The organism is Streptomyces flaveolus, from assembly GCF_000716535.1.
Lineage (GTDB): Bacteria > Actinomycetota > Actinomycetes > Streptomycetales > Streptomycetaceae > Streptomyces > Streptomyces flaveolus_A.
Genome location: NZ_JNWV01000017.1, coordinates 123948 through 146899, shown reverse-complemented (window position 1 = coordinate 146899; position 22952 = coordinate 123948). Strand labels below are relative to the sequence as shown.

Here is a 22952-nt window from a genome sequence, read left to right as displayed (position 1 = left end):
CGGTCGGGACGCTCACCCTGACAGGTCGCGGCGGCGGTCAGACCATGTCCGGCACGCCACGGTCGGCGCCGACCTCTTCGGCGGCTTCCGCGATCGTTTCCGCTCGCGCGCCAGCCTCGGCAGCGGCATCCTCCGCGGCTGCCCGCGCCCTGGGATTCGAGGCGTCCGTCGACGCCGAGGCCGCCCGGGCCGACACCGCCGCCGAGAGTGCGCTCGAGAACGTCCAGGGCCGCGGCAACGCCGTGTCCGAGAGCCTGCCCCGGCACCGGACCGGCGGACCGCCCGCCGCCCTGGTGACGATCACGAACAAGACCAACCAGAGGGCGTCCCACGGCGTGCAAACGGCGCACCTCGAGCCCGGCCACAAGGAGCGGCCCATCGCCTTCAGCGGACGGCCGCGAGGGGCCCACCTGACGGCCCGGCTCGCCAGGGCCCAGCGGTACCGACGTGTGTGAGGAGGCGCTGTGGGCAGCATGGTCGTCGTAGGCGTGGACGGCTCGTCGTCGAGCCATGCCGCGGTGGTTCAGGCCGCTCGGGAGGCTGAGCGGCGCGGTGCGGAGCTGCGTGTGGTGCACGCCTTCAGCTGGCCGGTCGGGCCCATGTACGCACCGCTGGACCCGTCCCCGCTCAACACGCTGGCGCACGACGCCGCACAGGACGCCCGGCGTGTGGCGCCCGGGGTGAAGGTCGACGAAGCCGTGATGATCGGCGGTGCGGTGTCGGTGCTGGTGGCCGAGTCGCGCGCCGCGGACCTCGTGGTCGTCGGCCGCCGGGGCATCGGGGGCTTCGTCGGCATGATGCTGGGCTCGACGGCGGTGTCCCTGGCCGCCCACAGCCACTGTCCGGTGCTGGTGGTCCGCGAGGAGCCGGACTGCTCCGGGCCCGTCGTGCTGGCCGTCGACGGCTCCCCCGAGGGCGAGAAGGCGGTCGAATTCGCCTTCGCCGAGGCCGAGTTGCGGCGAGCCGAGCTCGTCGCCGTGCACGCGTGGCTGCCGGACCACGCACCGGCCGGTACGGGCGTGGAGAGCCCGGAGCGCCTGCTGGCCCAGGCGGTCGCCGGACGCGCGGAGAGCTATCCGGACGTGACGGTCCGACAGGAAGTGCTGAGCGGCGAGACCCGCGAGGTCCTGGTCCAGGCCAGCAGAAACGCCCAATTGATGGTTGCCGGCGCCAGGGGGCGCGGCGGGTTTTCCGGGATGCTCCTGGGTTCGGTCAGCCAGGCACTGTTGCACCACGCGCACTGCCCGGTCGCCGTCGTCCGCGGCGGAGCGTGAGGGCAGCCGGGTGTGCGTGCGCTGCCGTCAGGCGAACACGATGCTGGACGCCGCCGGCACCGGCAGGGAACCGGCGCGTCGCGGGACGCCGGTCGCGGGGTCCAGGTCCAGCCATGTGACGTCGCCCGAGCGTTCGTTGGCCGCGTACAGCCGCGTGCCGGAAGGGTGCAGGACCAGATCGCGCGGCCATCGACCTCCGCACGGCACCGACGCGACCGGCTCCGCTCGCTCGCCGGTCGCGTCGAGCACCAGGACGGTGATGGTGTCGGTGCCGCGGACCGCCGCCCACAGATGGCGGCCGTCGGGCGAGACAACCGGCGCCGAGGGGGAGACGGCCTCGTCGGTGCCGTCCGGGAACAAGGGTGCCGTCCCCACCGGTTCGAGCACGCCGGCGGCGGCGTCCCAGCGGCACACGGTGACGGCCGGATCGAGTTCTCCGAGAACGTAGGCGTGGCTTCCGGACGGGTGGAAGGCCAGGTGACGCGGACCCGTGCCGGGCGGCAAGGACGTCTCGCCGTTCGGCACCAGCCTTCCCTCCCGCGCGTCCAGGGAGAAGATCCACACCTTGTCGGCGCCGAGGTCGACGCCGAGCACCCACCGTCCCGAGGGGTCGGACAGTACCTGGTGCGCGGGCGGGCCGGACTGGCGGGCGGGGTCGGGTCCGCTGCCCGTGTAGTGCCGCACGTCGCCGGCGGCTCGCAGGCCGCCGTCGGCGGCGAGGGGGAGCACGGTGACGCTGCCGGAGGCGTAATTGGCGGTCAGCAGGTGACCACGCACCACCGAGAGATGGGTGGGCGAATCCCCTCGCACTGCCACGGGGACGCCGAGCGGGCGGGGTTCGGGATCGGCAATGTCGTAGGCGGCGAGCGAGCCCTGTGCCGTCTCGGAGACGGCGTACAGGACCGGTCCCGGCCCAGCGTGATCGACGGTCAGGTAGGACGGGTCCGGTAGGGCATCGACAACGCCGATTTCGGTCAGCGCTCCCGTTGTCGGATGTACGGCGGCCACCACGATGCCGCGGCCGCCCGACGATGTGAACGATCCGATGAAGGCTCGATCCGTGTGTTCGTCACCCACAGCGTCCTCCGACCTCGCGCGGAGCCCGACGCCGACAGGGCCGCTTTCGCCGCCTGGGCCAGTGCCGGGACAGGCGTGTCACCCGGGTCATCTCACCGAGGCCATTTTACGGAGCCCTCCCCCACGCCCGCCTCGCCTGACCGGGGCATCGTCCGGTCGAGTCGCGAGCGGGCTCGGACCTTGCGACAGTGGCAGGTGTGAAGGGCTGACGCCGAATGCCGGAGTCGATGCGGCCGGCTCATCGTTGTCGCGGTCAGCAGTGAGTCGGCGGAGGAAGGACGGGCGGATGAAGGCGTTCGTGATGAAGGAAATCGGACGGACGGGCTTCATGGAGAAGCCCGTCCCGGAGCCGGGCCCGGGCGACGCGGTGGTGCAGACGACCAGTGCCCTGATCTGCACCTCCGATTCCCACACCGTGCACGGCGGCATCGGCCCGAGGAAGAACCTGACGCTGGGCCACGAAGCGGTCGGCATCGTGCACGCGGTGGGCAGCGAGGTGAAGGACTTCCGGCCCGGCGACCGCGTGCTGGTCGGCGCCATCACCCCCGACTGGGGCGACCTGGCCTCCCAGAACGGGTTCCCTTCGCAGTCGGGCGGACCGCTCGGAGGGTTCAAGTTCGCCAACCGCAAGGACGGGGTCTTCGCCGACTACTTCCACGTCAACGACGCCGACGCCAATCTCGCCAGGATCCCCGACACCATCGGTGACGACGTGGCGGTCTACTGCGCCGACATGCTCTCGACGGGATTCATGGGAGCGGAGAAGGGCAACATTCCGATCGGCGGGACGGTCGCCGTCCTCGCGCAAGGGCCGGTGGGCCTGATGGCCACGGCGGGGGCCAGGCTCCGCGGCGCCGGCCGGGTCATCGGGGTCGAGTCGGTGCCCAGTCGGCAGAAACTGGCGCGCGAGTACGGCGCCGATGAGATCGTGGACTTCACCAGCGAGGACGTCGTCGAGCGGATCCGTGAACTCACCGGAGGAGAAGGGGTCGACACCGCCATCGAGGCACTGGGCGCGGACATCACCTTCCAGACGGCTGTGAAGATCACCAAGCCCGGCGGCACCATCTCCAACATCGGCTACTTCGGCGAGGGCGAGTTCATCCGCATCCCCCGCGTCGAATGGGGCGTCGGCATGGCGGACCAGACAATCGTGACCGGGCTCTGCCCCGGAGGCCGGCTCCGCATGGAACGGCTGCTGCGTGTGGTGGAGGCGAAGCGCATCGACCCCACCCGCATGACCACCCACACGTTCCCCTTCGACGACATGGAGCGGGCCTTCGAGGTCGCGGACAAGAAGCTCGAAGACGTCGTGAAGGTGCTGATCACTTTCTAGGCAGTCGTCCTTTCCCGGACTTGCGCAGCGCGGCGGACGGTACTTTGCGGCGCCGCGGAAGCGAGGAGCTATGCACGACCCCGACCCCCCGTTCCGCCCGGTCCGCAGGCGCGAGGGCTACCTGCCGCTGGAGGACCTCGGCCTCATCGGGGACGGTACGACGGCCGCGTTGGTCGGCCTGGACGGTTCGATCCCGTGGATGTGCCTGCCCCGATTCGACTCCGACCCCCTGTTCTGCGGCCTGCTGGACCACGCACGAGGCGGCCACTTCACCCTCGCCCCGCAGGACCTGGTGGAGGCCCGCCAGCGCTACGAACCCGACACCGGTGTCCTCACCACCGAGATGCGCAGTACCACCGGCCTGGTACGGGTCACCGACGCGCTGACCGTGCGCACCGGCGCCGACCTCACCGACGACTCCCCGGCCGGACGGTCCGAGCTCGTCCGGTCGGCCGTGGTCCTCTCCGGACACGTCCGGCTGCGGGTGGACCTGGAGCCCCGCGGCGGCGGCACGACCCAGACGCTCTTCAGCGGCCTGGAACTGCGACCCTCCCGCCGGCCGGACCTGCGCCTGCACCTGCGCTCCAATCACCCCCTGCCCGGGCTGCACAGCACCCACGACCTGAGACAGGGCGACCACCTCGACCTCGTGCTGTCCTGGGGCCGCTTCCACCGCCACCACCGGTTCCAGACCGACACGGTGCTCGCGGACACCGCCGACGCCTGGCGGCGCTGGATGAAACACTTCGACTACTCCGGTCCCCAAGAGGCACTGGTCCGACGTGCCGCCATCACCCTGAAGCTGTGCGACGACTGGACCAACGGCGCCGTCGTCGCGGCGCCCACCTCCTCCCTGCCCGCGCCGGTCGGCGGAGTCCGCAACTGGGACTACCGCTACGCCTGGATCCGCGACGCCGCCTACGCCGTGTTCGCCCTGCGGCGCGTCGGCTTCACCGGCGAGGCGGACGCCTTCCTCGGCTGGGTCCTCGACGCCGTTGAGCAGAGCCGCAGCCCCCGGATCATGTACAACCTCGACGGCGGCCCCGTACCCGACGAGATCGAGGACACCGAGCTGGAGGGGTACCGCCGCTCCGGTCCGGTGCGGTGGGGCAACGGCGCGGCCGATCAGCGCCAGCACGACGTCTACGGCGAGATCCTGGACTGCGCCGACCAGTGGCTGCGCACCGACCAGTGGCTGCGCTCGGGCCGTGAGGTGCCGCCCGCGCTGTGGGCGGGGCTGGCGGGGCTCGCCGAAACCGCGGAGCAGGCGTGGCGCCAGCCGGACCAGGGGATCTGGGAGGTACGCAGCGACGGCCGGGTGTTCACGTACTCGGCCGGCATGTGCCAGGTGGCCCTGGACCGGGCCGCGGACATCGGCGAGCGGCTCGGACTGCCCGGGCCGACCACAGCCTGGCGTGCCTCGGCCGACCGGCTGCGTCGGCGCATCCTGGAGGAGTCCTGGGACGAGGACGCGCAGACGCTGAGCGCGCACCTGGACGGCGGCGGCGCGCTCGACGCGAGCCTGCTCGCGCTCCCGCTGCGCCACGTGGTGCCGGCCGGCCACCCGCGGATGGCCGCGACCACCACGGCCGTGGCCGAACGCCTGTCGGCCGGCGACGGCCTGCTCTACCGCTACCTCCACGAGGAGTCGCCCGACGGCCTGCCGGGCGACGAGGGCGCCTTCGTGCTGTGCAGCTTCTGGCTGGCCGACAACCTGACCGCCCAGGGCCGGATCGAGGAGGCCGAGAAGGTGTACACCTCGCTGTGCGCCCGTGCCAGCACGCTCGGACTACTGCCGGAACAGATCGAGCCCACCACTGGAGAGTTCATGGGCAACTTCCCCCAGGCGTTCAGCCACATCGGGATCATCGCCAGCGGCGTGAACCTCGCGCGGGCGAAGGCAGGCACACGGACATGATCAACCGGCTCGCCGTCTTCGGCGCGACGGGCGACCTCACCGCCCGCTACCTCCTGCCGGCCCTGGCCGCCCTGCGGGCCGCGGGACACATCGACGACGACTTCCGGCTGACCGGCGCGAGCAGGGAAGGCTGGGACACCGACCGCTTCCGCGGGTGGTGTGCCGACCAGCTCGACCGCCACGGCGGCTCCTGCCCCGTCGAGGCGAGGACGGCCGTCGCCGCTTCGGCCCACTACCGGCGGGCCGATGTCACCGACCCCGCGGACGTCGCGGCGGTCGTCGTCGGCGACGACCCGATCGCCGTGTACCTCGCCCTTCCCCCGGCACTCTTCCCGCACGTGGTCACGGCCCTGCACGAGGCGGGGCTGCCGCCGGGCAGCCGGATCGTGCTGGAGAAGCCGTTCGGCGAAGACCTGGCGAGCGCGCGCCGGCTCAACCGGCTGCTCGCCGGTCTCGTGCCCGAACAGGCAGTGTTCCGGGTCGACCACTTCCTCGCCATGACGACCGTCCAGAACGTGCTCGGAAGCCGGCTCGCCAACCGGATGCTGGAGCCCATCTGGAACAGCACTCACATCGCGGACATCGAGATCGTCTGGGACGAGACCCTCGCCCTGGAAGGCCGCGCCGGCTACTACGACGGCGTCGGCGCGCTGAAGGACATGGTGCAGAACCACCTGCTGCAACTGCTGTGCCTCGTGGCCATGGAACCCCCGATCACCCTCGGCGAGCGGGACCTGCGCGACCGGAAGGTCGACGTGCTGCGGTCCGTGCGGCTCCTCACCGACTACGACGTCGTGCACCGCACGCGCCGCGCACGCTACCTGTCCGGCCGGATCGGCGACCACGATGTCCCCGCATACGTCGACGAGGAGGGCGTGGACCCCGGGCGGCGCACGGAGACCTTCGCCGAGGTCGAACTGGAACTGGACAGCTGGCGCTGGTCGGGGACGATGTTCCGGCTGCGCAGCGGCAAGGCGCTCGGACGGGACCGCAAGGAGGTCGCGGTGCGCTTCCGCTCCGTTCCCCACCTGCCCTTCGGTCACGAAGGCCAGGCCGAGCCCAACGTGCTGCGTTTCGGGCTGGAGCCGGAAGGGATGACCCTCGACATGACGGGCATCGGCGCACGCGCCCAGGCCCTCACCCAGCTCTCATTGACGGCGCGGATGGAACCGCCCGACCTGCCCGCCTACGGCCGGCTCCTTCTGGACGTCATGAAGGGTGATCCCGCCCTGTCCATCCGGGGCGACGAGGCCGAGGAGGCGTGGCGGGTCCTGGCCCCCGTCCTGAACGCATGGGAGAGCAACCGGGTCCCGCTGGAGGAGTATCCGGCCGGCTCCGACGGTCCGCCTCCCCGGCCGCACGAGGGTGCCCAACGGCGGCGCAGCGACCTGCTGCACCCCGAAGCACTACCGGAAGATGGACCGCACTGAGCGCCGGTCCCCGTGCGTCGTCGTCACGGGCGTCGCAGGGATCGGCAAGACCACGGTGGCCCGCCTGCTGGCACAGCGGCTGGGCGTGCCCTTCGCGGACGGCGACGACTTCCACTCCGCGGCCGACATCATCAAGATGTCGGCCGGCACGCCGCTCGACGACGCCGACCGCCGCCCCTGGCTGGAGTCCGTCGGCCGCTGGCTGCACCAGCGGGATGTGGCGGGCACCGGTGCGGTGGTCGCCTGCTCCGCACTCAGGCGGCACTACCGGGACATCCTGCGAGCGTCCTGCCCGGGCGCATTCTTCCTGCACCTGATCGCCAGCCGCGAAGTGCTGGCGGACCGGATCGGCGGACGCACCGGCCACTTCATGCCGAGCTCGCTCCTCGACTCGCAGCTTGCCACGCTCGAACCCCTCGAACCGGACGAGCCGGGAGCCGAGCTCGACGCGACGCCGGCTCCCGACGTCCTCACCGACCTGGCCGCAGACCTACTGGCGCGGCAGCTTCACTGACTTCGTCGAGGGCAAGGCCGGTGTCCGCCATGGCATGCGGCGGGGAACACGTAGGCGGCCCGTGCCCCTTGGTGAAGGCCGGCGCGTCACCGGCCTGGCCTGCGGTGAGGTTTCAGGTTCGACAGGGAGGGGCGGGGTGGTCGAAGCGCACGGTGTCCTCGCTCCTCCGGCCTGCTGGCCGGGTCGTCAGGCAAGCCGAAACGGGTCAGGTGGTGTCCGGCCACGCCAGGCGCCGGGCGTAGTGGGTCCATACAGCGATGCACATGAGGATGGCTGTCATGCCGCCCAGGGTCATGACCGTCGAGGGTGAGCCGGCGTCGACGACGAGTCCACCGGTCAGAGCGCCCAGGGAGATCGTGGCCTGGAACGACGCGGTGAACATGACGGAAGCGGCTTCGGGGGTGTCGGGGCTCGCCTTGGTGAACCACGTCTGGGAACAGACAGGGACCGCCCCGTATGCCACGCCCCAGACGACGAGGAGGGCGATCGCTCCGACTGTGCCGTGCCCCAGAACGGGCAGGAGCAAGGTGGCGGCAGCAATCATGCCGGCGGCGATACCGAAGGTGGCCCGAGGGTGCCGTGTGACAAGAGAGCCGCCCAGGAAGTTGCCGAGGATGCCTGCCGCCCCGTAGATGAGCAGGAAGACGGTGATGAGCCCGGAGCTGACGTCGGTGACCTGCTCGAGGAACGGTGTGACGTAGGTGTACGTACCGAAGTGCGCCAACACGACCAGAACCGTCAGGAGTAGTGCAAATCGGATGGAAACGCTGTTGAGCATGCCGCGTAGTACGCGCAGGCGCGTGGTCTGGTGAGGTGGCAGTGGCGGCGTGACGATCAACAGCATGATCAGTACGGCGACGGTGAAGCCGCCCATCGCGATGAACGCGGTGCGCCATCCGGCCAGGTCCCCGATGAGTGTGCCGGCCGGAACACCCAGTACGGAGCCCAGGGGTACTGCGGAGAAGATCACTGCCGTGGCTCGGCCGACGGAGGCGGCGGGTACCAGGCGTTCGGCCAGTGAGGCGCCGATGGACCAGAAGCCGCCGATCACGATGCCGACGATGACGCGGGAGACCAGGACCAACCAGTAGTCGGGGGCTGCTGCTGCCAGGAAGTTGGCCGCGGCGAGCAGGACCATGAAGACGCACAGCATCAGGCGGCGGTCGATCCGCGCGGTCACGACGGTGACGACGGGGGCGGCGATCGCCGCGAGGAAGCCGGGCATGGTCATCATCAGTCCGGCCATGCCATCGGAGACGGTGAAGCCGGCGCCGATCTTGGTCAGAAGTCCGATGGGGAGGATTTCCGTGGTGACGATGGAGAAGATGCCCAGCATCACCGCGACGACGGCCAGCCATCCGGTCACCGTGGAGCGGGGCGGTGATCCGGGCCCGCCGGAGTCGCACGTCGTGGCGGTGGTGGATGCGGCCATGGATTCCGTCCCGTGATGTGTGTGCTGTTGCGCTTTCAGTTCAGCAGGCGGAACGGGGCAGGGGCTGGCAGATATGCGACACCACTGCTGTCCCGAAGGGTGGCGTCGTAATCCTGCTCATGCTCACGGTCGTTGCAGGTCACAGGTTTGTTGGGGGCTCGGGCTCGGCAGTCGTGCATGGCACAGATTCCCGATGACAAGTCCGTCGCCCTGGACGCCAAGGGCCTTCGTTCCCTGGCTCACCCCGTGCGTGTGCAGCTCCTCGGCCTGCTGCGGACCCACGGACCCGCCACGGCAACGCAGTTGGCCGGCCGTCTGGGTCTGAACTCCGGAGCGACCAGCTACCACCTGCGCCAGCTCGCCGCGGCCGACTTCGTGGAGGAGGACGCGGAGAGAGGGAACGCGCGGGAACGCTGGTGGCGTTCGGTGCACCAGCTGACGCGCTTCAGCTCCGAGGACCTCGCGGAGCGGGAGCCCGAGGCGGCTCTGGCGTATCTGCAGTCGGTGCACAACACGCACACCATGCGCACCCAGCAAGCGCTCAACGGTCTGCAGACGCTGCCGCGGCCGTGGCGGGAGGGCTTCGACATGAGCGACGCCGCACTGCGACTCAACCCCCGCGGAGGCCCGGGAGATGCGCGACGAGATCTGGGCCGTGATCGACCGGTACCGGCGGGCCTCGGGCGACCAGGAGCCCCGGGACGCCGAGCGGGTGTGGGTGAACGTCCATGTGCTGCCGGACGTCGACATCGCCGAGCGGGAGGAGGGCTGATGCGGTACGAGTACGCAGGTACGACCGGCCGGGCGCGGTTACGGCCGCTCGGCGGGGTTCTGGCGGCGCTGCTGTCGCGCACAGCGGCACCCGGATCTCGGCCACCGCCATTCCGTGGTTCGTGCTCGTCACGACCGGCAACGCCACACAGACCGGTCTGGTCGCGTTCTGCGAGATGGGGCCCTATGTGGCGGTCAAGGCCTTCGTCGGGCCACTGGTCGACCAGGTCGGGCCCCGCCGGATCTCCTGGAGTGCGGACGTCGTCAGCGCGGTTGCCGCCTTGCTGCTTACCCTGCTGCACGCCGAAGGCATGCTGTCGTTCGGGGCCTTGCTGGCCCTGGTCGCGGTCATCGGCACGGTCCGCAGCCCCGGGGATCTCGCGAAGGACGTCATGATCCCGGAGGCGGCCGGACTCAGCCGGGTGCCGCTGGAACGGGCCACCGGGCTGCAGGGCGTGTTCGAGCGCTTGGCCGGAACCGTCGGGCCAGCCGCCGGGGGCGCTCTGGTGGGGCTGGTGGGCCCGATGGCCGGGTTGGGGGTCAACGCCGCCTGCTTCGTGCTGGGTTCGCTGCTCATCGCCGTGGCCTTGCCTCGCGGCATGGGACAGCCACATCGGCACCCTGTCGGAGAGGAAGCGGGAGAGGGCCCCACGCGATGCGCAGGGCGGTTACTGGCACAGCTTCCGGCAGGGCTTCACGTTCCTGCGCACGGAGCCGATGCTGCTGGCGCTCTACGCGATGCTCGGCGTCACGAATCTGCTGGACGCCGCATATGTGGCCGTGCTCGTGCCTGTCTGGGCCAGGGAGTCCGGTTACGGTCCTGCCGCGATCGGACTGGTGCTGGCGGCGTTCAGCATCACGGCGACGGTCGGCAGTCTCGTCGCCGCGGCGGTGGCCCACAGACTGCGGCGTCGCCCGGTGTTCTTCCTCGGCTGGCTCGTCACCGGGGCGCCGCGGTTCCTCGTCCTCACGACGGATGCGCCGCTGTGGGTCGTGGCGGTGGTGATAGGCATCGGCGGCCTTGGTGGCGGCTTCATCAATCCGATCATCGGTGCCGTCACGTACGAACGCGTCCCCCCGGAGATGGTGGGCAGGGCGCGAGGTATCGGTGACGCCCTCACCTGGGCCGGGATTCCACTGGGTGGCCTGCTCGGAGGCGCCGCCGTGGCGGGGACGGGTCTCGCACCCGTGCTGGTGGCTGCGGCACCGTGTACTTCCTGACGACCAACCTCACTGGTCTGCGCCCGGAGTGGCGGGAGATGGACCGCCACCGCGGCAAAGAACGAGCCGAACCGGGCCTGCCGGTCGCCCCGGCGGGCGCCGCCCCGTCGGCCTGGACCCGGGCCGCGGGGCGGGTTCCCGCACGGTCACCCCTCCGGCTCGCACCACTTCGAAGCCGTACCCCGCATGCTGTGCCGAGCCGAAGACCGGTGATCCGACTTCCGAGACGAAGCGGGGGGCGCCATCCACCACCGGGTGGAACCGACTTGGACCTTCATCCTCGCGGAGGAGACAGAGGCGATGTGAGCAGCGGAACTGGAGTCCTCGCGTCAGTTGCGGTGTGTCTCGACGTTGCTCGGAGGCTGCGGAACACGACAGTCACCGTTCCGCCTTGCGACGGCGCCGGTCTGCGATTCGGCCGTTCCCGGCGGCGACGGCACCGGCGGTGACGGATCCCATCAATTCCGTGGACGGGCGCGAACAGGGACCGGCCACTCCCCCACCCTGGGAGAAGTCGTACCGACGGACGTCGTCCGGGCTGTGCAGACGTTACGCGATGAGCACATGGCACAAGCCCGTGCGGTGGTGGAGACCGTGGTCGCTCTGCACCGGTGACCGCACCACCGTGCGGATGGCTGGACACCAGTGCGGTGCGCACCACCGTCCATCCGGTGCGCATCCACTCGATGGGTGACACGCACCGGTGCCACCCGTCTCTCGCGGAGTTGCTGGATATCGACCGTTGCCGCTCAAGGTTCAGCGCGTGTGCCATCGAACGTGGGTCACCACGGTGTGGGACTTCCGGAGTCGGTGGCTCAAAGTCAACGCAGCAGTTCCTGCAGGGTCGCGCGGGTTTCGGCTATCCGCTGCCTCCAGGCTGCGCTGCGCAGGGTGGCGAAGTCCCGTGCGACGACGGGCTCGGCGCCGCTCGCACAGTATCCGTAGACCGAGGAGGCAATGTCTTCGGTGAGGAGGTGGTCGTAGTGGAACGACCCCTCGAAGCCTGCCCAGGCCACGGCTCGGCCGTCCGCGCACAGGCGGCGCAGCGCCTCGCACGTATAGGTGGACAGGGCGAGCGAGGTGTCGTGGAAGGTGAGGTCGTACGACATGAGGCCGAGCGGCGCGATCGCTGCCGGCTGCTCCTGCAGCTTGTAAGGGTGCACCTCGTCGGGTGCGAGTCCGGCAAGGTGGAACGTCTCCGGCGGCAGCGGTTCGTTGCCCGCGCCGATGACGAACACGGTCACCACGGCGGAACCTGCGAAGCAGAGACCTTCTTGTACCTCGTCCACGGTATGTCTTTCTTGCTGTTCACGGCTTGGCATCCTCAGTCTCGCAGGGAACGAGGCGTGTCCCGGGTACTCTCCCGGTCTCCGAGGGTGCGTCCTGTGTGCCACCGGGCGCCGTCGGAACTCGTGAACAATCCGATCCCGCCAGGCGGTCCAATTGCCCTTCGAACCGCAGGGCCTGTCCGAGGCGTCCTCGTGGCGTGGGCGACGCTGCACGGCCGCGTCGGGCGGTGGCACCGTCTTTCCCGCGCTCGTCGGCATCGAGCGGCCGGGCCGGGGTTCAGCGGGCCGGTGTGACCGTCACTCAACGTTCGGACAAATGCGCCTGGGCGCCTCTCGTCACGAGGCGTCGGAAGCCGCACACGCTGCGTTCGTCGAAGGCTTTCCCAAGTGGTCGCAGATCACGACACCTCGGGCATGGCTGCGGACAGTCGCCACGCGTGCCTATCTGCGACAGGTCCGGCAGCTCCCGGTCGACCTCCGCAGCGCGGTGTCGGCCGGAAGTCGCGCACGCGTCGACGCCGCCGGCGAGGCCCGGACGCGGGCGGCCGAAGCGGAACCCGCGTGGACAGGCTTGCCGGTGTGTGACCCGCTCGATCGCGCGCCGTGCAGTCGATGCGCTGTCCCGTCCAGTCGGACGGGCGGATCAGCGCAGTCCGGCGAAGAGATCGTTCTCGGGTGTGGCCGCGCCGGTGGCGTCCTGGACACGTAGGAAGGTCTCCATGCCCATCAGCTCACCGAACCTCTCCTTGCCCATCTTGAGGAAGAAGATGTTCTCGCCCTGACTGGCGTGCGCGGCCAACGCGTCGAACTTCTGACCGCTGAACCCGGTCGCGTCCACCCACGTGGTGATCTCGTCGTCGGGGAGGCCGATCTCGGCCATCGCGGCGGCCTCGGCAGGATCCGGCTCGGGCATGTCCGCGTGGAACTCGCGCATGATCTCGCCGAACCGCTGCATCATCGAACGAGGCATCGTCGTCCAGTACACCTTCGGTGTCAGCTCGGTCATCTCCAGCGCCGCCATCGTGATGCGGTGGGCCTGGATGTGGTCGGGGTGGCCGTAGAAGCCGTTCTCGTCGTAGGTGACGACCACATCAGGTCGGTAGTGCCGCATGAGTTCCGCGAGCCGGGCCGCGCCTTCCTGTACGGGGGTCTGCCAGAAGGACCCGGGGGCGTCGTTGCTCGGCCAGCCCATCATCCCGGAGTCGGCATAGTCCAACGTCTCCAGGTCGCTGACCTTCAGGACGGCACAGCTCGCTTCGAGTTCTTGACGGCGCATCAAGGCGACCGCCGCGGGATCGTGCCCGGGATCGCCCGGCTTGACACCTCCCGGTCCGTCACCGCAACCGCCGTCGGTACACGTCACGAGAACCGTGCGGATGCCTTCCGCCGCGTATCGCGCGAGGACCCCTCCGGTGCCGGTGGCCTCGTCGTCGGGGTGGGCGTGCACTGCCATGAGCGTCAAGGGCCGGTCGGTCATGAAGCGATCCTCCTGCGGAAATACGTCTTGGTCTGAGTACGCGGCGGGTGTACCGCGATCTCGGGGCCCGGATCCTGGTGCGGCGCCGGTCTCTCGGTCGATGCAACCGTGCCGGCCGGACCGGCTGTTCCCGGCGCGGCCGCTTTGGCCTCCAGGACGCAGGTGGGAGTGTCGGCGCACGTTGCGGGGACGGAACGCGTCACCCCTGCCTGCGCAGTTGCCGCAGCGTGCCACCATACCTTGCGCTGCGGCTTCCGCTCGCGGTGATCCTGGCTGCCTGGATGGGCACGACAGTGCCGGCAGCGGTCTGGTGGACCATGTCGTCGAAGAGGACGTCCTGGGGGGCGGGGGATCATCCCGGCACCTGCCAGGATGATCCCCTCATGTACAGGCGCCTGCTCCGCGATGGCACCTTCTACGAGTCTCGGCCGACGAGTGCGATCAGCTGAGGCTCCGCTAGCAGCACCACACGGTCGGCTGCGGGATCGAAACCGAGCACCGGATCGCCGTAGTCGCCCTCCGCCGTCATGACCACTGGTTTGCCCAGCCGACGGCCGATCGCGCAAAGGAAGCCGCACAGAGTGTCCACTCCGGCCTGGCCCTGCAGCTCACGTAGGTCGACGTCGAATTCGATCTCTTCGGCTGACATCGGACGGAAGATCGCCAGCACATCCGACACCGGCCGGACCTGCAGATCGACCGTCTCCGCATCGGCGGGACGCGACAGCACCTCCACGGCAGACGGCAGTGCCCCGACGACCCCGCCCTCCGCCGACCTTCCGCGCCTCCGCCGCCTGCTCCCAGCGCCGGCCGGGGTGGTCGACATCGTCCGGCTCGGGCAGGTGCATCGAGCCGGGCACGAGGACGCGCCGGCCGCGCACGATCGTGCGGCCGGCCGCCTCATGGGTGGCCCGCTCCTGGGCGGCCCCTTCGTCGGCGGCCGCCGTTATTGCGTTGCCTCCTTTGCGGCCCGAGGGCGATTCGGGCCAGATCGACGCCACTGGGCTGCTGTTCCTGGGCATCAGGCGTCCTCCTGGACCCGGTGGTGGGCGCACACGCTGCGACTCGCCAGAGGCGCACGGCTGCATGGAACGCGCCCGTCCCGGCCTGTACAGACCCGGTCTGCGGTCACGCCGGAGGTCGGCGGTGCATGGTCGGCGGCCAAGGCGGCGGCTTCCTCGCGGCACAGCCTGCACAGGCCGTCCCCGAGGGTCCGGCCGGTCAGCAGGATCCGCGCCGCAGTCGCCGTAGGAGCTGCGCGACGGCCGTCCGGTGCCCGCTGGTGCACCACGGTCGGGGCCGGCCTGGCTGCTGCGTCGTCCAGCTCGCAGGTCGCGCACAGCCCCGATGGACCGAGGCGGCTGCCGTGCTCGGGGCACAGGCCCTCGGAGTTGCGCTGCTCGCGCTGCTGGGCTGCGCTCCTGTCCTGGACGATCTCCACGCAGACCTCGCACGCAAGCAGCACCGGTCCACCAGATCACCCCGGCCTCACAGTCCGGGAAGTCGCGCAACTGGCGGCCCACCTCACGGCCCACCTTCCGCGCCGCACCGCTTTCGACACGCGAGCATCGCGCCTGTGCCTTGCCGGCCCTGTTCGGCGTACCGTCGCCGTGAACCCGGGATGCGAATCGACCGGCCGTGACCCGCCGATCCCGCTTGCGTCATCGCCGCCGCTGGTCGACCCGCAGCTTCGGCTGCTTCATGGTGCGCGGTCCGGTGATCACCGAAGTGACGCCAGGGACGACGGCCGGCCCGAACTGGGTGGGGCCGGCCGCCGACGGGGTGCACAGACCGGTTCAGCGCTGCAGGGTGAGGACACCCGGCCGCCACGGCAGCTGGTCGTACGGGCCGCTCGCGGTGGGGGACTTGCCCTGGTAGAGGAACTGCAGGTTGCAGGGGTCGATGGTCATGGTCTGGTCGGGGTTGTTGCGGACCAGGTCACCGTGGCTGATGTCGTTGGTCCACGTGGCACCGCTGTTGGCCTTGCCCGCGAAGGGGTTGCTCTCCGAGGCGGCCTGCGGGGTCCACGAGCCGCTCAGGCTGGAGGCGGTGAAGGAACGGAAGTAGCGCCCGTTCGCGCCCATCGCCTCGACAATCATGAGGTACTGGTTCTGGCCCTGCACCTTGTACACCTGCGGCGCCTCGAAGAGGTTGGCCTTCGTGTCGCTCATGATCGTCGTGTACGACGAGCCGAAGTTGCCCGGGAAGTTCCCGATCGGCATGCTCGCCCGGTAGATCTTGCCGTTGTCACCGGCGAAGAACAGGTACATGTTCTGGCCGTCGGCGATCAGGGTCTGGTCGATCGGACCGGTGTCGGAACCTGAGATGCTCCCGGTGAACAGCGGCTGCGGAGCGGACCAGCCGTTGGGGTTCGTGGGATCGCTCGACGTGCGGTAGATGAAGGGCCAGGCACCCCACTGGTACGCCAGCACCCAGATGTTCTTGGGCGCGAAGTAGAACAGCGTGGGCGCCACCGCGGACTGGCTCATGCCGGTCTGGCCGGCCGACGCCATGTCCGACCAGTTCGTGAAGGGTTGGAACATCATCGAGCCGTACGACGACCCCGAGACGTTCGACGCGTAGACCAGGTGCTTGCCGTTGTGCGTCACAGTGGTGAAGTCCTTCACCGCGGTCCACCCGTTCGCCGGCTGCGCCAGGGCACCCGTCGACGTCCACCGGTACGTCGACGGAAGAGAACACGTGCCGTCCGGCGGGGTCGTCCCGGACAGGCCGGTCCACTTCTGGTTGCTGCCGCCGTTGCACGTCCAGATCTGCACCGCTGTGCCGTTGGCCGTACCGGCGCCCGCAGCCTCCAGGCACAGCCCGGACTCGACGCCGACGACCGTGCCGTCGGAGTTCACCCGCCACTGCTGGTTCGCGCCGCCGGAACAGGTCCAGATCTGCACCCGGGTACCGGCCGCGGTGGCGTGGCCCGGAACGTCCAGGCACTTGTTGCCGTACACGGTGAGCTGGTTGCTGTCCGTCAACGTCCACTGCTGGTTGGTCCCGTTCCAGCAGTCATAGATCTGCAAATACGTGCCGTCGGTCTGGCTGGCGCCCGGCACGTCGAGACACCGGCCGGAACCGACGCCGCGCAAGGCGCCGCTGGAAGCCGCCTGAGCCGGGGCGGCGACGAGCATCGCCGCCAGCGCGGCCAGGGTCGCAACCACGGCGGCGAGCACCGCAGACGGATGCCTGCGGCTGAAACTTCCTCTGTGCATGGATACTTCCTCAACCTTGAGTAGGCGGTTCCGGTCGGCCTCGTCGGAGGCCGGCCGGACTGTCGGTGGGTGCGGTGCGCAGCAGTCTGTGAGCACCACGGCAGACGCCGAGATGAGTTGGCGCGGTCATGACATATGCGTGCGGTACGGCCCCCTTGCGACTCCGACTTCAGGTAGCGCCACCCTGAATGACCCTGACGTGAGAGGGGGCGGTTCGATTTGTTCGTCATGTCGAACAGGGATCGAAGTGTCGAGCAACCCGAATGATAGAGAACAGGTGAACGGCGTCAATACCTCTCGCATGGATCGCCATTCACACCGAAATTGTTCGGACCCCCATGCGTCGAACGGCATACGTCACACCGTCAAATGGTTGGCCTGTACGGCACTTGACCCCGTAAGGAAGCGATGTGCGGACGGTGCCGACACCCGGTCGACCCTGCCCCAACGTCCGTGGCACACCGGACTCCCCGCACGCCACCACAGCTCCCCTCCGGCGTCCGCCGACGGCAGCACCAAGGCTAGCCACCCGACTGATGGAATTCCGAAAGTTTCGTATGCCGATCGGAAATTTCTTCCGCGGGGAGTATTGACGATCCATGGTCACCACCTCAATCATCCCTGTCTGAGAAACCAGCCCCAGTTCGAGATATCGAGCCGTATCGGCCTGGGCAGTCAGTGCTGCACGACAGATCCACGACCAGCCGCACGACAGATCCGCGCTCCACAGCACCTGCGCCACCCCGTTTCGTTCCGGTGAGGTTCGCACCAGCGCATCCTGGCTCTTCGCACAGTTGGAGAGATACGCGACGCAGGGTGACGGTCCCCCGGCTGAGCCGCGATGGAGTACTCCATGCCTGTGTCGAGACACCTCCGCCGGCCGTACGGCACCCGACGGCCGGCCGGGTGCGGCGCGTCCCGGTCGGGATCGTCCTGGTCCCGTGACCGCGGTGTCCGGTGATCCCGTGCTGCCCGGGCTCCGGCCCGACCCCGTCCGTCTGCCGTATCGGAGCGGACGACGCACTCCCCTGCACTTCAGTCCATCCGTGATTCCTACCTCGGAGGCACAGTCATGGGCTCTTATGCCCTTCCCAGACCCGTTGTCCGCCGGAAGATCCGCGGCCTGCTGCTGGCGCTGGTCGTCGGCGTCCTCGGTGTGGTCACCGCACTGGTCACGCCGCCGGCCGCACACGCCGCCGAGAGCACGCTCGGCGCCGCGGCGGCGCAGAGCGGCCGCTACTTCGGCACCGCCATCGCCTCGGGCAGGCTGGGCGACTCGGCGTACACGTCGATCGCGGGCCGTGAGTTCAACATGGTGACGCCCGAGAACGAGATGAAGATCGACGCCACCGAACCGCAGCGGGGCCAGTTCAACTTCACCGCCGGCGACCGCGTCTACAACTGGGCGGTGCAGAACGGCAAGCAGGTGCGCGGTCACACCCTGGCCTGGCACTCCCAGCAGCCCGGCTGGATGCAGAGCCTCAGCGGCAGCACGCTGCGCCAGGCGATGATCGACCACATCAACGGCGTGATGGGCCACTACAAGGGCAAGATCGCCCAGTGGGACGTCGTGAACGAGGCCTTCTCGGACGACGGTTCGGGCGGCCGCCGGGACTCCAACCTGCAGCGCACCGGCAACGACTGGATCGAGGTCGCCTTCCGCACCGCGCGCGCCGCCGACCCGTCGGCCAAGCTCTGCTACAACGACTACAACATCGAGAACTGGACCTGGGCGAAGACCCAGGGCGTGTACAACATGGTCCGCGACTTCAAGCAGCGCGGCGTGCCGATCGACTGCGTCGGCTTCCAGTCGCACTTCAACAGCGGCAGCCCCTACAACAGCAACTTCCGCACCACGCTGCAGAACTTCGCCGCCCTCGGCGTCGACGTGGCCATCACCGAACTCGACATCCAGGGCGCCTCGTCCACGACCTACGCCAACGTGACCAACGACTGCCTGGCCGTCTCGCGCTGCCTCGGCATCACCGTCTGGGGCGTGCGGGACAGCGACTCCTGGCGCTCGGGTGACACGCCCCTGCTGTTCAACGGCGACGGCAGCAAGAAGCCCGCCTACACCGCCGTCCTCAACGCACTCAACGGTGGCACCACCACGCCGCCCCCGGCGGGTTCCGGTCAGATCAAGGGCGTCGGTTCGGGCCGTTGCCTGGACGTGCCCAACGCCAGCACCACCGACGGCACCCAGCTCCAGCTGTGGGACTGCCATAGCGGCACCAACCAGCAGTGGGCGTACACCGACGCCGGCGAGCTCAGGGTCTACGGCAACAAATGCCTGGACGCCGCCGGCACAGGCAACGGCTCCAAGGTCCAGATCTACAGCTGCTGGGGCGGCGACAACCAGAAATGGCGCCTCAACTCCGACGGATCCATCGTCGGCGTCCAGTCCGGCCTCTGCCTCGACGCCGTCGGGGGCGGCACCGCCAACGGCACCCTGATCCAGCTCTACTCCTGCTCGAACGGCAGCAACCAACACTGGACCCGCACCTGAGAGGACCCGCCACAGACAAAAGGGTGAGGCGATGAGGGCCTACGGTGCGGCTCCTCCCGCCCCTCCGGCAGGACATCGTTGATGGTCCCGAGGGTCGCCGCCGTGGTGCCGGCGACCCTCGGGACCGGCATGCTCGCGGGGGTGCATCCGGCGCCCGCCGAGGCGGCGACGGTGAACACCAACGCCTGGTACGTCCTGACCAATCGCAACAACGGCAAGGCGCTGGACGTCTCTGGGGCGTCCACCGCCGAGGCCGCGGGCGACTCCACCGCCGACAGCAGCGACGACGCGCAGGGCATGGCCCGGTTACGGGCGCCGCGGCCAATCGGCCGCCCCCAGAACCACGTCCGACGTGAACACCCGTCGCAGTATCAGGAGTTGTCCGGACGATCTCTGAGGCAGCGGCGCCCAGCATCCGTGAATCTCGCTATCAAGGGTCTTGCCGAGTGAGATAGAAGGGCGTCATGGATACCGCCCTACTTGAGCAGATGCTGGACGAGGCCTTCGATCACGATGTTGTGCACCACGGATACACCAACTACATGCGCGACTACGAGGTCATCGTCTACGCGACGGCTGATCCGCGTACCGGCATCGCGCCGGGCCACCTGCGGTATCTCTTCCGGTACTGCGTTGAGGCCCGGTGTGAGACGTCAGTGCCGGCGGAGACCTGGCGGATCTCCTTGGACGACCGGCTCATCGACTACGAAACCGGTGTTGACCTCGACGGATACGTCTGGGGGGTGAAGTGGCACGCCCTGTACCCGGGAGCCAAACTTCTTCCTGAGTCCGAGGCGACCCGCCGCTGGTCGAAGGCCCTCGGGATCGACATTCACGAGGTACGCATGGAAACCAACGCGCACAACGTGACCTTGCTCTTCTCGGACCTTCAGGTGAGTGAGGTCCCGGTTGGATATGCGCCCTTCGTCACGGAGTAGGGATCAGGGTTTGTGCGCAACGGGAGTTGTGTCAGGTGGCGGAACCGGAGTGCGGTGGCGTGACCTGCCCCGCAGGTTCGGGCCGTGGAAGACCGTCCACGAACGTCACCGCCCGTGGTCGGCCGACGGAATCTGGGAACGTCTACTCCGTCAGGTCCAGGTCGCGGCAGATGCCTCGCAGCCGACAAGGCCTACGGCAAAGGTCCCAATCCGCGAGTACCTGCGTGCGCGGGGAATCCACCACACCAACCCGGAGAAGACCGACAGCCAGGCCGCCCGCCTGTGCGAAGACTCACGAGGCGGACGGCCGGCCGGCTTCGGCGAGGACCGGTACAAGAGGCGCAACACCGTCGAGTGGGCGATCAACCGCCTGAAACAGTCCCGGGCCGTCGCCACCCGCTACGACAAGCACGGCCACGTCTACTTCGGCACCGCAACCGTCGCAGCCCTCACCATCTGGCTCCGCACGTGATCGCCCGGACAAGTCCTACGCGGACCTCACGGAGTTCAAGCAGGAGATGGCTGACAGGAATCAGGACGACATCGGCAGCCCCGGGCCGTGCAGCGGCTCGGGCGTTGGACACGGCAGCGCGTGGAGGAGCATCCGCTCCCCCGCGGATACGCGTGTGAGGCCCCGCGCCGGCGCAGCAGCGCGGGGCGGGGCCTCAGCACTCGGATAGGGGCGTCGGGCGGCAGGGTTTCTAGTCGGAGACCTCAGACCACACCGTCGCCTGTGCCCTGTCACCGGTGTCGGAGTCATCGCTCGTCGACGTGACCGTCAGCACGGCGATGCGCCCGGCATCAGTCCGGACGCAGACCACCGTTCCCTTCTTCACCTCCACTCTCGTCCCCCCTTGGGTGGAGAGGAGGTCGGAACAGTCCCGCCTGTTGGGCATCGCCGAGCCTGTCCAGAGCGCCAGTCGGGGCTCGTTCACCACGCTGTAGGCGTCTATGTGGGACGGGTCGAACGGGGCGATGACAACGTCCGGGTCAGGGTCACCCAGGCCGATTTTCGGAGGGACGACGTCGAGGTCCGGTCCCGCGTTCGCGATACGCACAGGCCCTGTGTACTGGATCGCTTTCGAGTCAGAGCTCGAACTCACGCTTGGTGCCGGGACGTCCGACGAACCGGACTCAGTGGGCTGGTTGGTCGGCGGAGTAGCGGTCGCTGGTGGCACGGTCTTGCCTGGCGTCTTGGAGGCCTGCACCGATGGCCGGGGCATGGCTTGCGGCTTGTCGTCGTTGCCACCGTCGGTCAGTAGGGGAATCACGGCGATGATCAAGCCGAAGACTCCACCGCCGACAGTTGTGAGGACTGCGCTGAGGATGCCGACTTTGCCGGTTTCACTCAGGCCGCTGAACCAGTTCCGTAACCGACGCAGGCGGGACTGTCGCAGTGGGGGTGATGAGGGGCCTGGTCCCGAGCCAGCCCCTGAGTCAGGCGCCGGGTTCGGTCCATCGCTTCGGGGTGGCGGTGCTGAGGACAACGAACCTCCCATCGAGCAACGTTAGTTGCAGTCTAGGAGAGTAGAGGAGGCTGGCCGCCCATGTTGGTGGTGTTCCCTGGCAAGTCTTCGTGCTCGGCGGTCGGTGTCAGTGTCAGGGTGTGCGGGCCGCGGCGGTGTCGCGGAGGAGTCCGGCGAAGGTCAGGGCGGCGGGGGTGAGCGAGTGGTCGGCCATGCGAACGAGGAGGATGCGGCGGACGGGGGCCGGCGGCTGGAGGGGCAGGACGTCGACGCCGGGTCGGATGCCTTCCAGGGCCAGGGTGGGGGCGAGGGCGACGCCGATGCCGGCGGCGACCATGGCCTGGGCTTCCTGGTAGTCGTGGGCCTCGTAGGCGATCTGGGGCTCGAAGCCGACGGCGCGGCAGCCGCGGACGAGGGCTTCGGCCACCGGGTGGTGGTCGGCGCGGGTGATCCAGGGGTCGTCTGCGAAGTCGGCGAGTGAGGCGGCGTCGCGGCCGGCGAGGGGATGGTGGGCGCTGACGAGAAGGGCCGGCGGGTCATCGAGGAGTGGGGTGACGACGATGTCCTCGCGGTCGATCCGGCTCCAGTCGTAGTCCCACATCAGCGACATCTCGATCTCCCGGTTCTCCAGCATGGTCCAGAGTCCGGCGATGCGGGCGCTGCGGACGGTCAGCCGTACGTCGGGGTGGGCGTCCCGGAAGGCGATCACGGCCTGGGGAAGGAGCGAGGCGCCGACGGTGGGGAAGGTGCCGATGCGGAGCGTGCCCGCGCGCAGGCCGGCGAAGTCGGCGAGCTCGTTTTCCGCCGCCCGCAGTTCGCGTTCGATCCGTTGCCCTCTCTCGGCCAGTGCGCGTCCGGCGTCGGTGAGGGTGACGCCCCGGGCGTGGCGTTCCAGCAGGGGCTGTCCCGCCTCCGTTTCCAGGCGGCTGATCTGCTGCGACACCGCTGACGGTGTGTAGTTGAGGGCGCGGGCTGTCGCGGTGACCGAGCCGCGCCGGGCGACCTCGGTGAACAGCAGGATGCGCCGGACGTCGAGCATGCCGCCACCTCCAGCATTCACTTCAACTTAATAGCTATGCAGA

17 protein-coding genes and 4 pseudogenes are annotated in these 22952 nt (G+C 69.3%); 13 read left to right on the top strand and 8 right to left on the bottom strand.

The genetic code is table 11. The features are described 5' to 3' along the window. Positions 1–44: 44 nt before the first annotated feature. Positions 45–455, top strand: a complete 411-nt coding sequence (locus OO52_RS19795; protein ID WP_051818653.1) for a hypothetical protein — start codon at positions 45–47, stop codon at positions 453–455. A gap of 18 nt (positions 456–473) precedes the next feature. Continuing rightward, a complete protein-coding gene (locus OO52_RS19790; protein ID WP_030647963.1) occupies positions 474–1274 on the top strand; it encodes a universal stress protein in 801 nt (266 codons plus the stop codon). A gap of 27 nt (positions 1275–1301) precedes the next feature. Here the strand turns inward: OO52_RS19790 and OO52_RS19785 are convergent, their stop codons facing one another. After that, positions 1302–2351, bottom strand: coding sequence for a lactonase family protein (locus OO52_RS19785; RefSeq protein ID WP_030647960.1), 1050 nt, complete (start codon positions 2349–2351; stop codon positions 1302–1304). Between the two features lie 286 nt (positions 2352–2637). On the opposite strand from OO52_RS19785, the gene OO52_RS19780 reads away from it, so the two are divergent. The 4 genes from OO52_RS19780 to OO52_RS19765 all read left to right on the top strand — a co-directional run bounded on the left by OO52_RS19780 (position 2638) and on the right by OO52_RS19765 (position 7549). Further along, positions 2638–3687, top strand: a complete 1050-nt coding sequence (locus tag OO52_RS19780) for an NAD(P)-dependent alcohol dehydrogenase (RefSeq protein WP_030647957.1) — start codon at positions 2638–2640, stop codon at positions 3685–3687. Positions 3688–3757: 70 nt separating this feature from the next. Then, on the top strand, positions 3758–5605 hold the full coding sequence (locus OO52_RS19775; RefSeq protein ID WP_030647955.1) for a glycoside hydrolase family 15 protein: 1848 nt from the start codon (positions 3758–3760) through the stop codon (positions 5603–5605). Next, positions 5602–7035, top strand: a complete 1434-nt coding sequence (locus OO52_RS19770) for a glucose-6-phosphate dehydrogenase (protein WP_030647951.1) — start codon at positions 5602–5604, stop codon at positions 7033–7035. The genes OO52_RS19775 and OO52_RS19770 overlap by 4 nt, the downstream gene beginning before the upstream one ends. Next, the gene (locus OO52_RS19765) at positions 7022–7549 is read left to right on the top strand and encodes a gluconokinase (RefSeq protein ID WP_078629875.1); all 528 of its coding nucleotides are present in this window, start codon (positions 7022–7024) and stop codon (positions 7547–7549) included. The genes OO52_RS19770 and OO52_RS19765 overlap by 14 nt, the downstream gene beginning before the upstream one ends. A 205-nt stretch (positions 7550–7754) precedes the next feature. On the opposite strand, the gene OO52_RS19760 is transcribed toward OO52_RS19765, so the two are convergent. After that, complete coding sequence (locus tag OO52_RS19760; protein WP_030647946.1) at positions 7755–8981, bottom strand: MFS transporter; 1227 nt, start codon at positions 8979–8981, stop codon at positions 7755–7757. Between the two features lie 177 nt (positions 8982–9158). On the opposite strand from OO52_RS19760, the pseudogene OO52_RS47505 reads away from it, so the two are divergent. The 3 genes and pseudogenes from OO52_RS47505 to OO52_RS54235 all read left to right on the top strand — a co-directional run bounded on the left by OO52_RS47505 (position 9159) and on the right by OO52_RS54235 (position 10973). Then, positions 9159–9753 (top strand): annotated as a pseudogene (locus OO52_RS47505) (helix-turn-helix domain-containing protein). Then, positions 9710–10327: pseudogene (locus OO52_RS54240) on the top strand (MFS transporter); the annotation flags it as partial. The pseudogenes OO52_RS47505 and OO52_RS54240, both read left to right, overlap by 44 nt. 142 nt (positions 10328–10469) lie before the next feature. Beyond that, entirely contained in the window at positions 10470–10973 is a 504-nt protein-coding gene (locus OO52_RS54235; protein ID WP_063738798.1) for an MFS transporter, read from the top strand. Between the two features lie 821 nt (positions 10974–11794). Here OO52_RS54235 and OO52_RS19750 read toward each other — a convergent pair. The 4 genes and pseudogenes from OO52_RS19750 to OO52_RS19730 all read right to left on the bottom strand — a co-directional run bounded on the left by OO52_RS19750 (position 11795) and on the right by OO52_RS19730 (position 16960). After that, positions 11795–12262 carry a hypothetical protein gene (locus tag OO52_RS19750; RefSeq protein ID WP_158712529.1) on the bottom strand — a complete coding sequence of 156 codons (468 nt, stop codon included), beginning with the start codon at positions 12260–12262 and terminating at the stop codon, positions 11795–11797. A gap of 643 nt (positions 12263–12905) precedes the next feature. Beyond that, positions 12906–13739, bottom strand: a complete 834-nt coding sequence (locus OO52_RS19745) for a PIG-L family deacetylase (RefSeq protein ID WP_030647940.1) — start codon at positions 13737–13739, stop codon at positions 12906–12908. 415 nt (positions 13740–14154) lie between these two features. Beyond that, a pseudogene (locus tag OO52_RS19740) lies at positions 14155–14517 on the bottom strand (hypothetical protein); the annotation flags it as partial. A 1018-nt stretch (positions 14518–15535) separates the two neighbouring features. Then, positions 15536–16960 carry a non-reducing end alpha-L-arabinofuranosidase family hydrolase gene (locus tag OO52_RS19730; protein ID WP_030647932.1) on the bottom strand — a complete coding sequence of 475 codons (1425 nt, stop codon included), beginning with the start codon at positions 16958–16960 and terminating at the stop codon, positions 15536–15538. 1072 nt (positions 16961–18032) lie between these two features. Between OO52_RS19730 and OO52_RS19725 the strand changes: the two genes are divergently transcribed. The 4 genes and pseudogenes from OO52_RS19725 to OO52_RS54590 all read left to right on the top strand — a co-directional run. Then, a complete protein-coding gene (locus tag OO52_RS19725) occupies positions 18033–19466 on the top strand; it encodes an endo-1,4-beta-xylanase (RefSeq protein ID WP_030647927.1) in 1434 nt (477 codons plus the stop codon). A 102-nt stretch (positions 19467–19568) separates the two neighbouring features. Beyond that, complete coding sequence (locus tag OO52_RS54230) at positions 19569–19916, top strand: hypothetical protein (RefSeq protein WP_324608301.1); 348 nt, start codon at positions 19569–19571, stop codon at positions 19914–19916. A gap of 14 nt (positions 19917–19930) precedes the next feature. Continuing rightward, complete coding sequence (locus tag OO52_RS19715) at positions 19931–20404, top strand: hypothetical protein (protein WP_030647922.1); 474 nt, start codon at positions 19931–19933, stop codon at positions 20402–20404. A gap of 43 nt (positions 20405–20447) precedes the next feature. After that, positions 20448–20568: pseudogene (locus OO52_RS54590) on the top strand (transposase); the annotation flags it as partial. 537 nt (positions 20569–21105) lie between these two features. Here OO52_RS54590 and OO52_RS50895 read toward each other — a convergent pair. Then, complete coding sequence (locus OO52_RS50895; RefSeq protein WP_158712527.1) at positions 21106–21687, bottom strand: hypothetical protein; 582 nt, start codon at positions 21685–21687, stop codon at positions 21106–21108. 316 nt (positions 21688–22003) lie between these two features. Then, positions 22004–22909 (bottom strand): LysR family transcriptional regulator, encoded by a 906-nt coding sequence (locus OO52_RS19700; RefSeq protein WP_030647918.1) that lies wholly within the window; start codon positions 22907–22909, stop codon positions 22004–22006. Positions 22910–22952: the final 43 nt, after the last annotated feature.

Coding starts and splice junctions, on each gene's coding strand:
- OO52_RS19795 (WP_051818653.1), top strand. CDS start 45: ATGTCCGGCACGCCACGGTCGGCGCCGACCTCTTCGGCGGCTTCCGCG.
- OO52_RS19790 (WP_030647963.1), top strand. CDS start 474: ATGGTCGTCGTAGGCGTGGACGGCTCGTCGTCGAGCCATGCCGCGGTG.
- OO52_RS19780 (WP_030647957.1), top strand. CDS start 2,638: ATGAAGGCGTTCGTGATGAAGGAAATCGGACGGACGGGCTTCATGGAG.
- OO52_RS19775 (WP_030647955.1), top strand. CDS start 3,758: ATGCACGACCCCGACCCCCCGTTCCGCCCGGTCCGCAGGCGCGAGGGC.
- OO52_RS19770 (WP_030647951.1), top strand. CDS start 5,602: ATGATCAACCGGCTCGCCGTCTTCGGCGCGACGGGCGACCTCACCGCC.
- OO52_RS19765 (WP_078629875.1), top strand. CDS start 7,022: ATGGACCGCACTGAGCGCCGGTCCCCGTGCGTCGTCGTCACGGGCGTC.
- OO52_RS19760 (WP_030647946.1), bottom strand. CDS start 8,981: ATGGCCGCATCCACCACCGCCACGACGTGCGACTCCGGCGGGCCCGGA.
- OO52_RS54235 (WP_063738798.1), top strand. CDS start 10,470: ATGCTGCTGGCGCTCTACGCGATGCTCGGCGTCACGAATCTGCTGGAC.
- OO52_RS19745 (WP_030647940.1), bottom strand. CDS start 13,739: ATGACCGACCGGCCCTTGACGCTCATGGCAGTGCACGCCCACCCCGAC.
- OO52_RS19730 (WP_030647932.1), bottom strand. CDS start 16,960: ATGCACAGAGGAAGTTTCAGCCGCAGGCATCCGTCTGCGGTGCTCGCC.
- OO52_RS19725 (WP_030647927.1), top strand. CDS start 18,033: ATGGGCTCTTATGCCCTTCCCAGACCCGTTGTCCGCCGGAAGATCCGC.
- OO52_RS19715 (WP_030647922.1), top strand. CDS start 19,931: ATGGATACCGCCCTACTTGAGCAGATGCTGGACGAGGCCTTCGATCAC.
- OO52_RS19700 (WP_030647918.1), bottom strand. CDS start 22,909: ATGCTCGACGTCCGGCGCATCCTGCTGTTCACCGAGGTCGCCCGGCGC.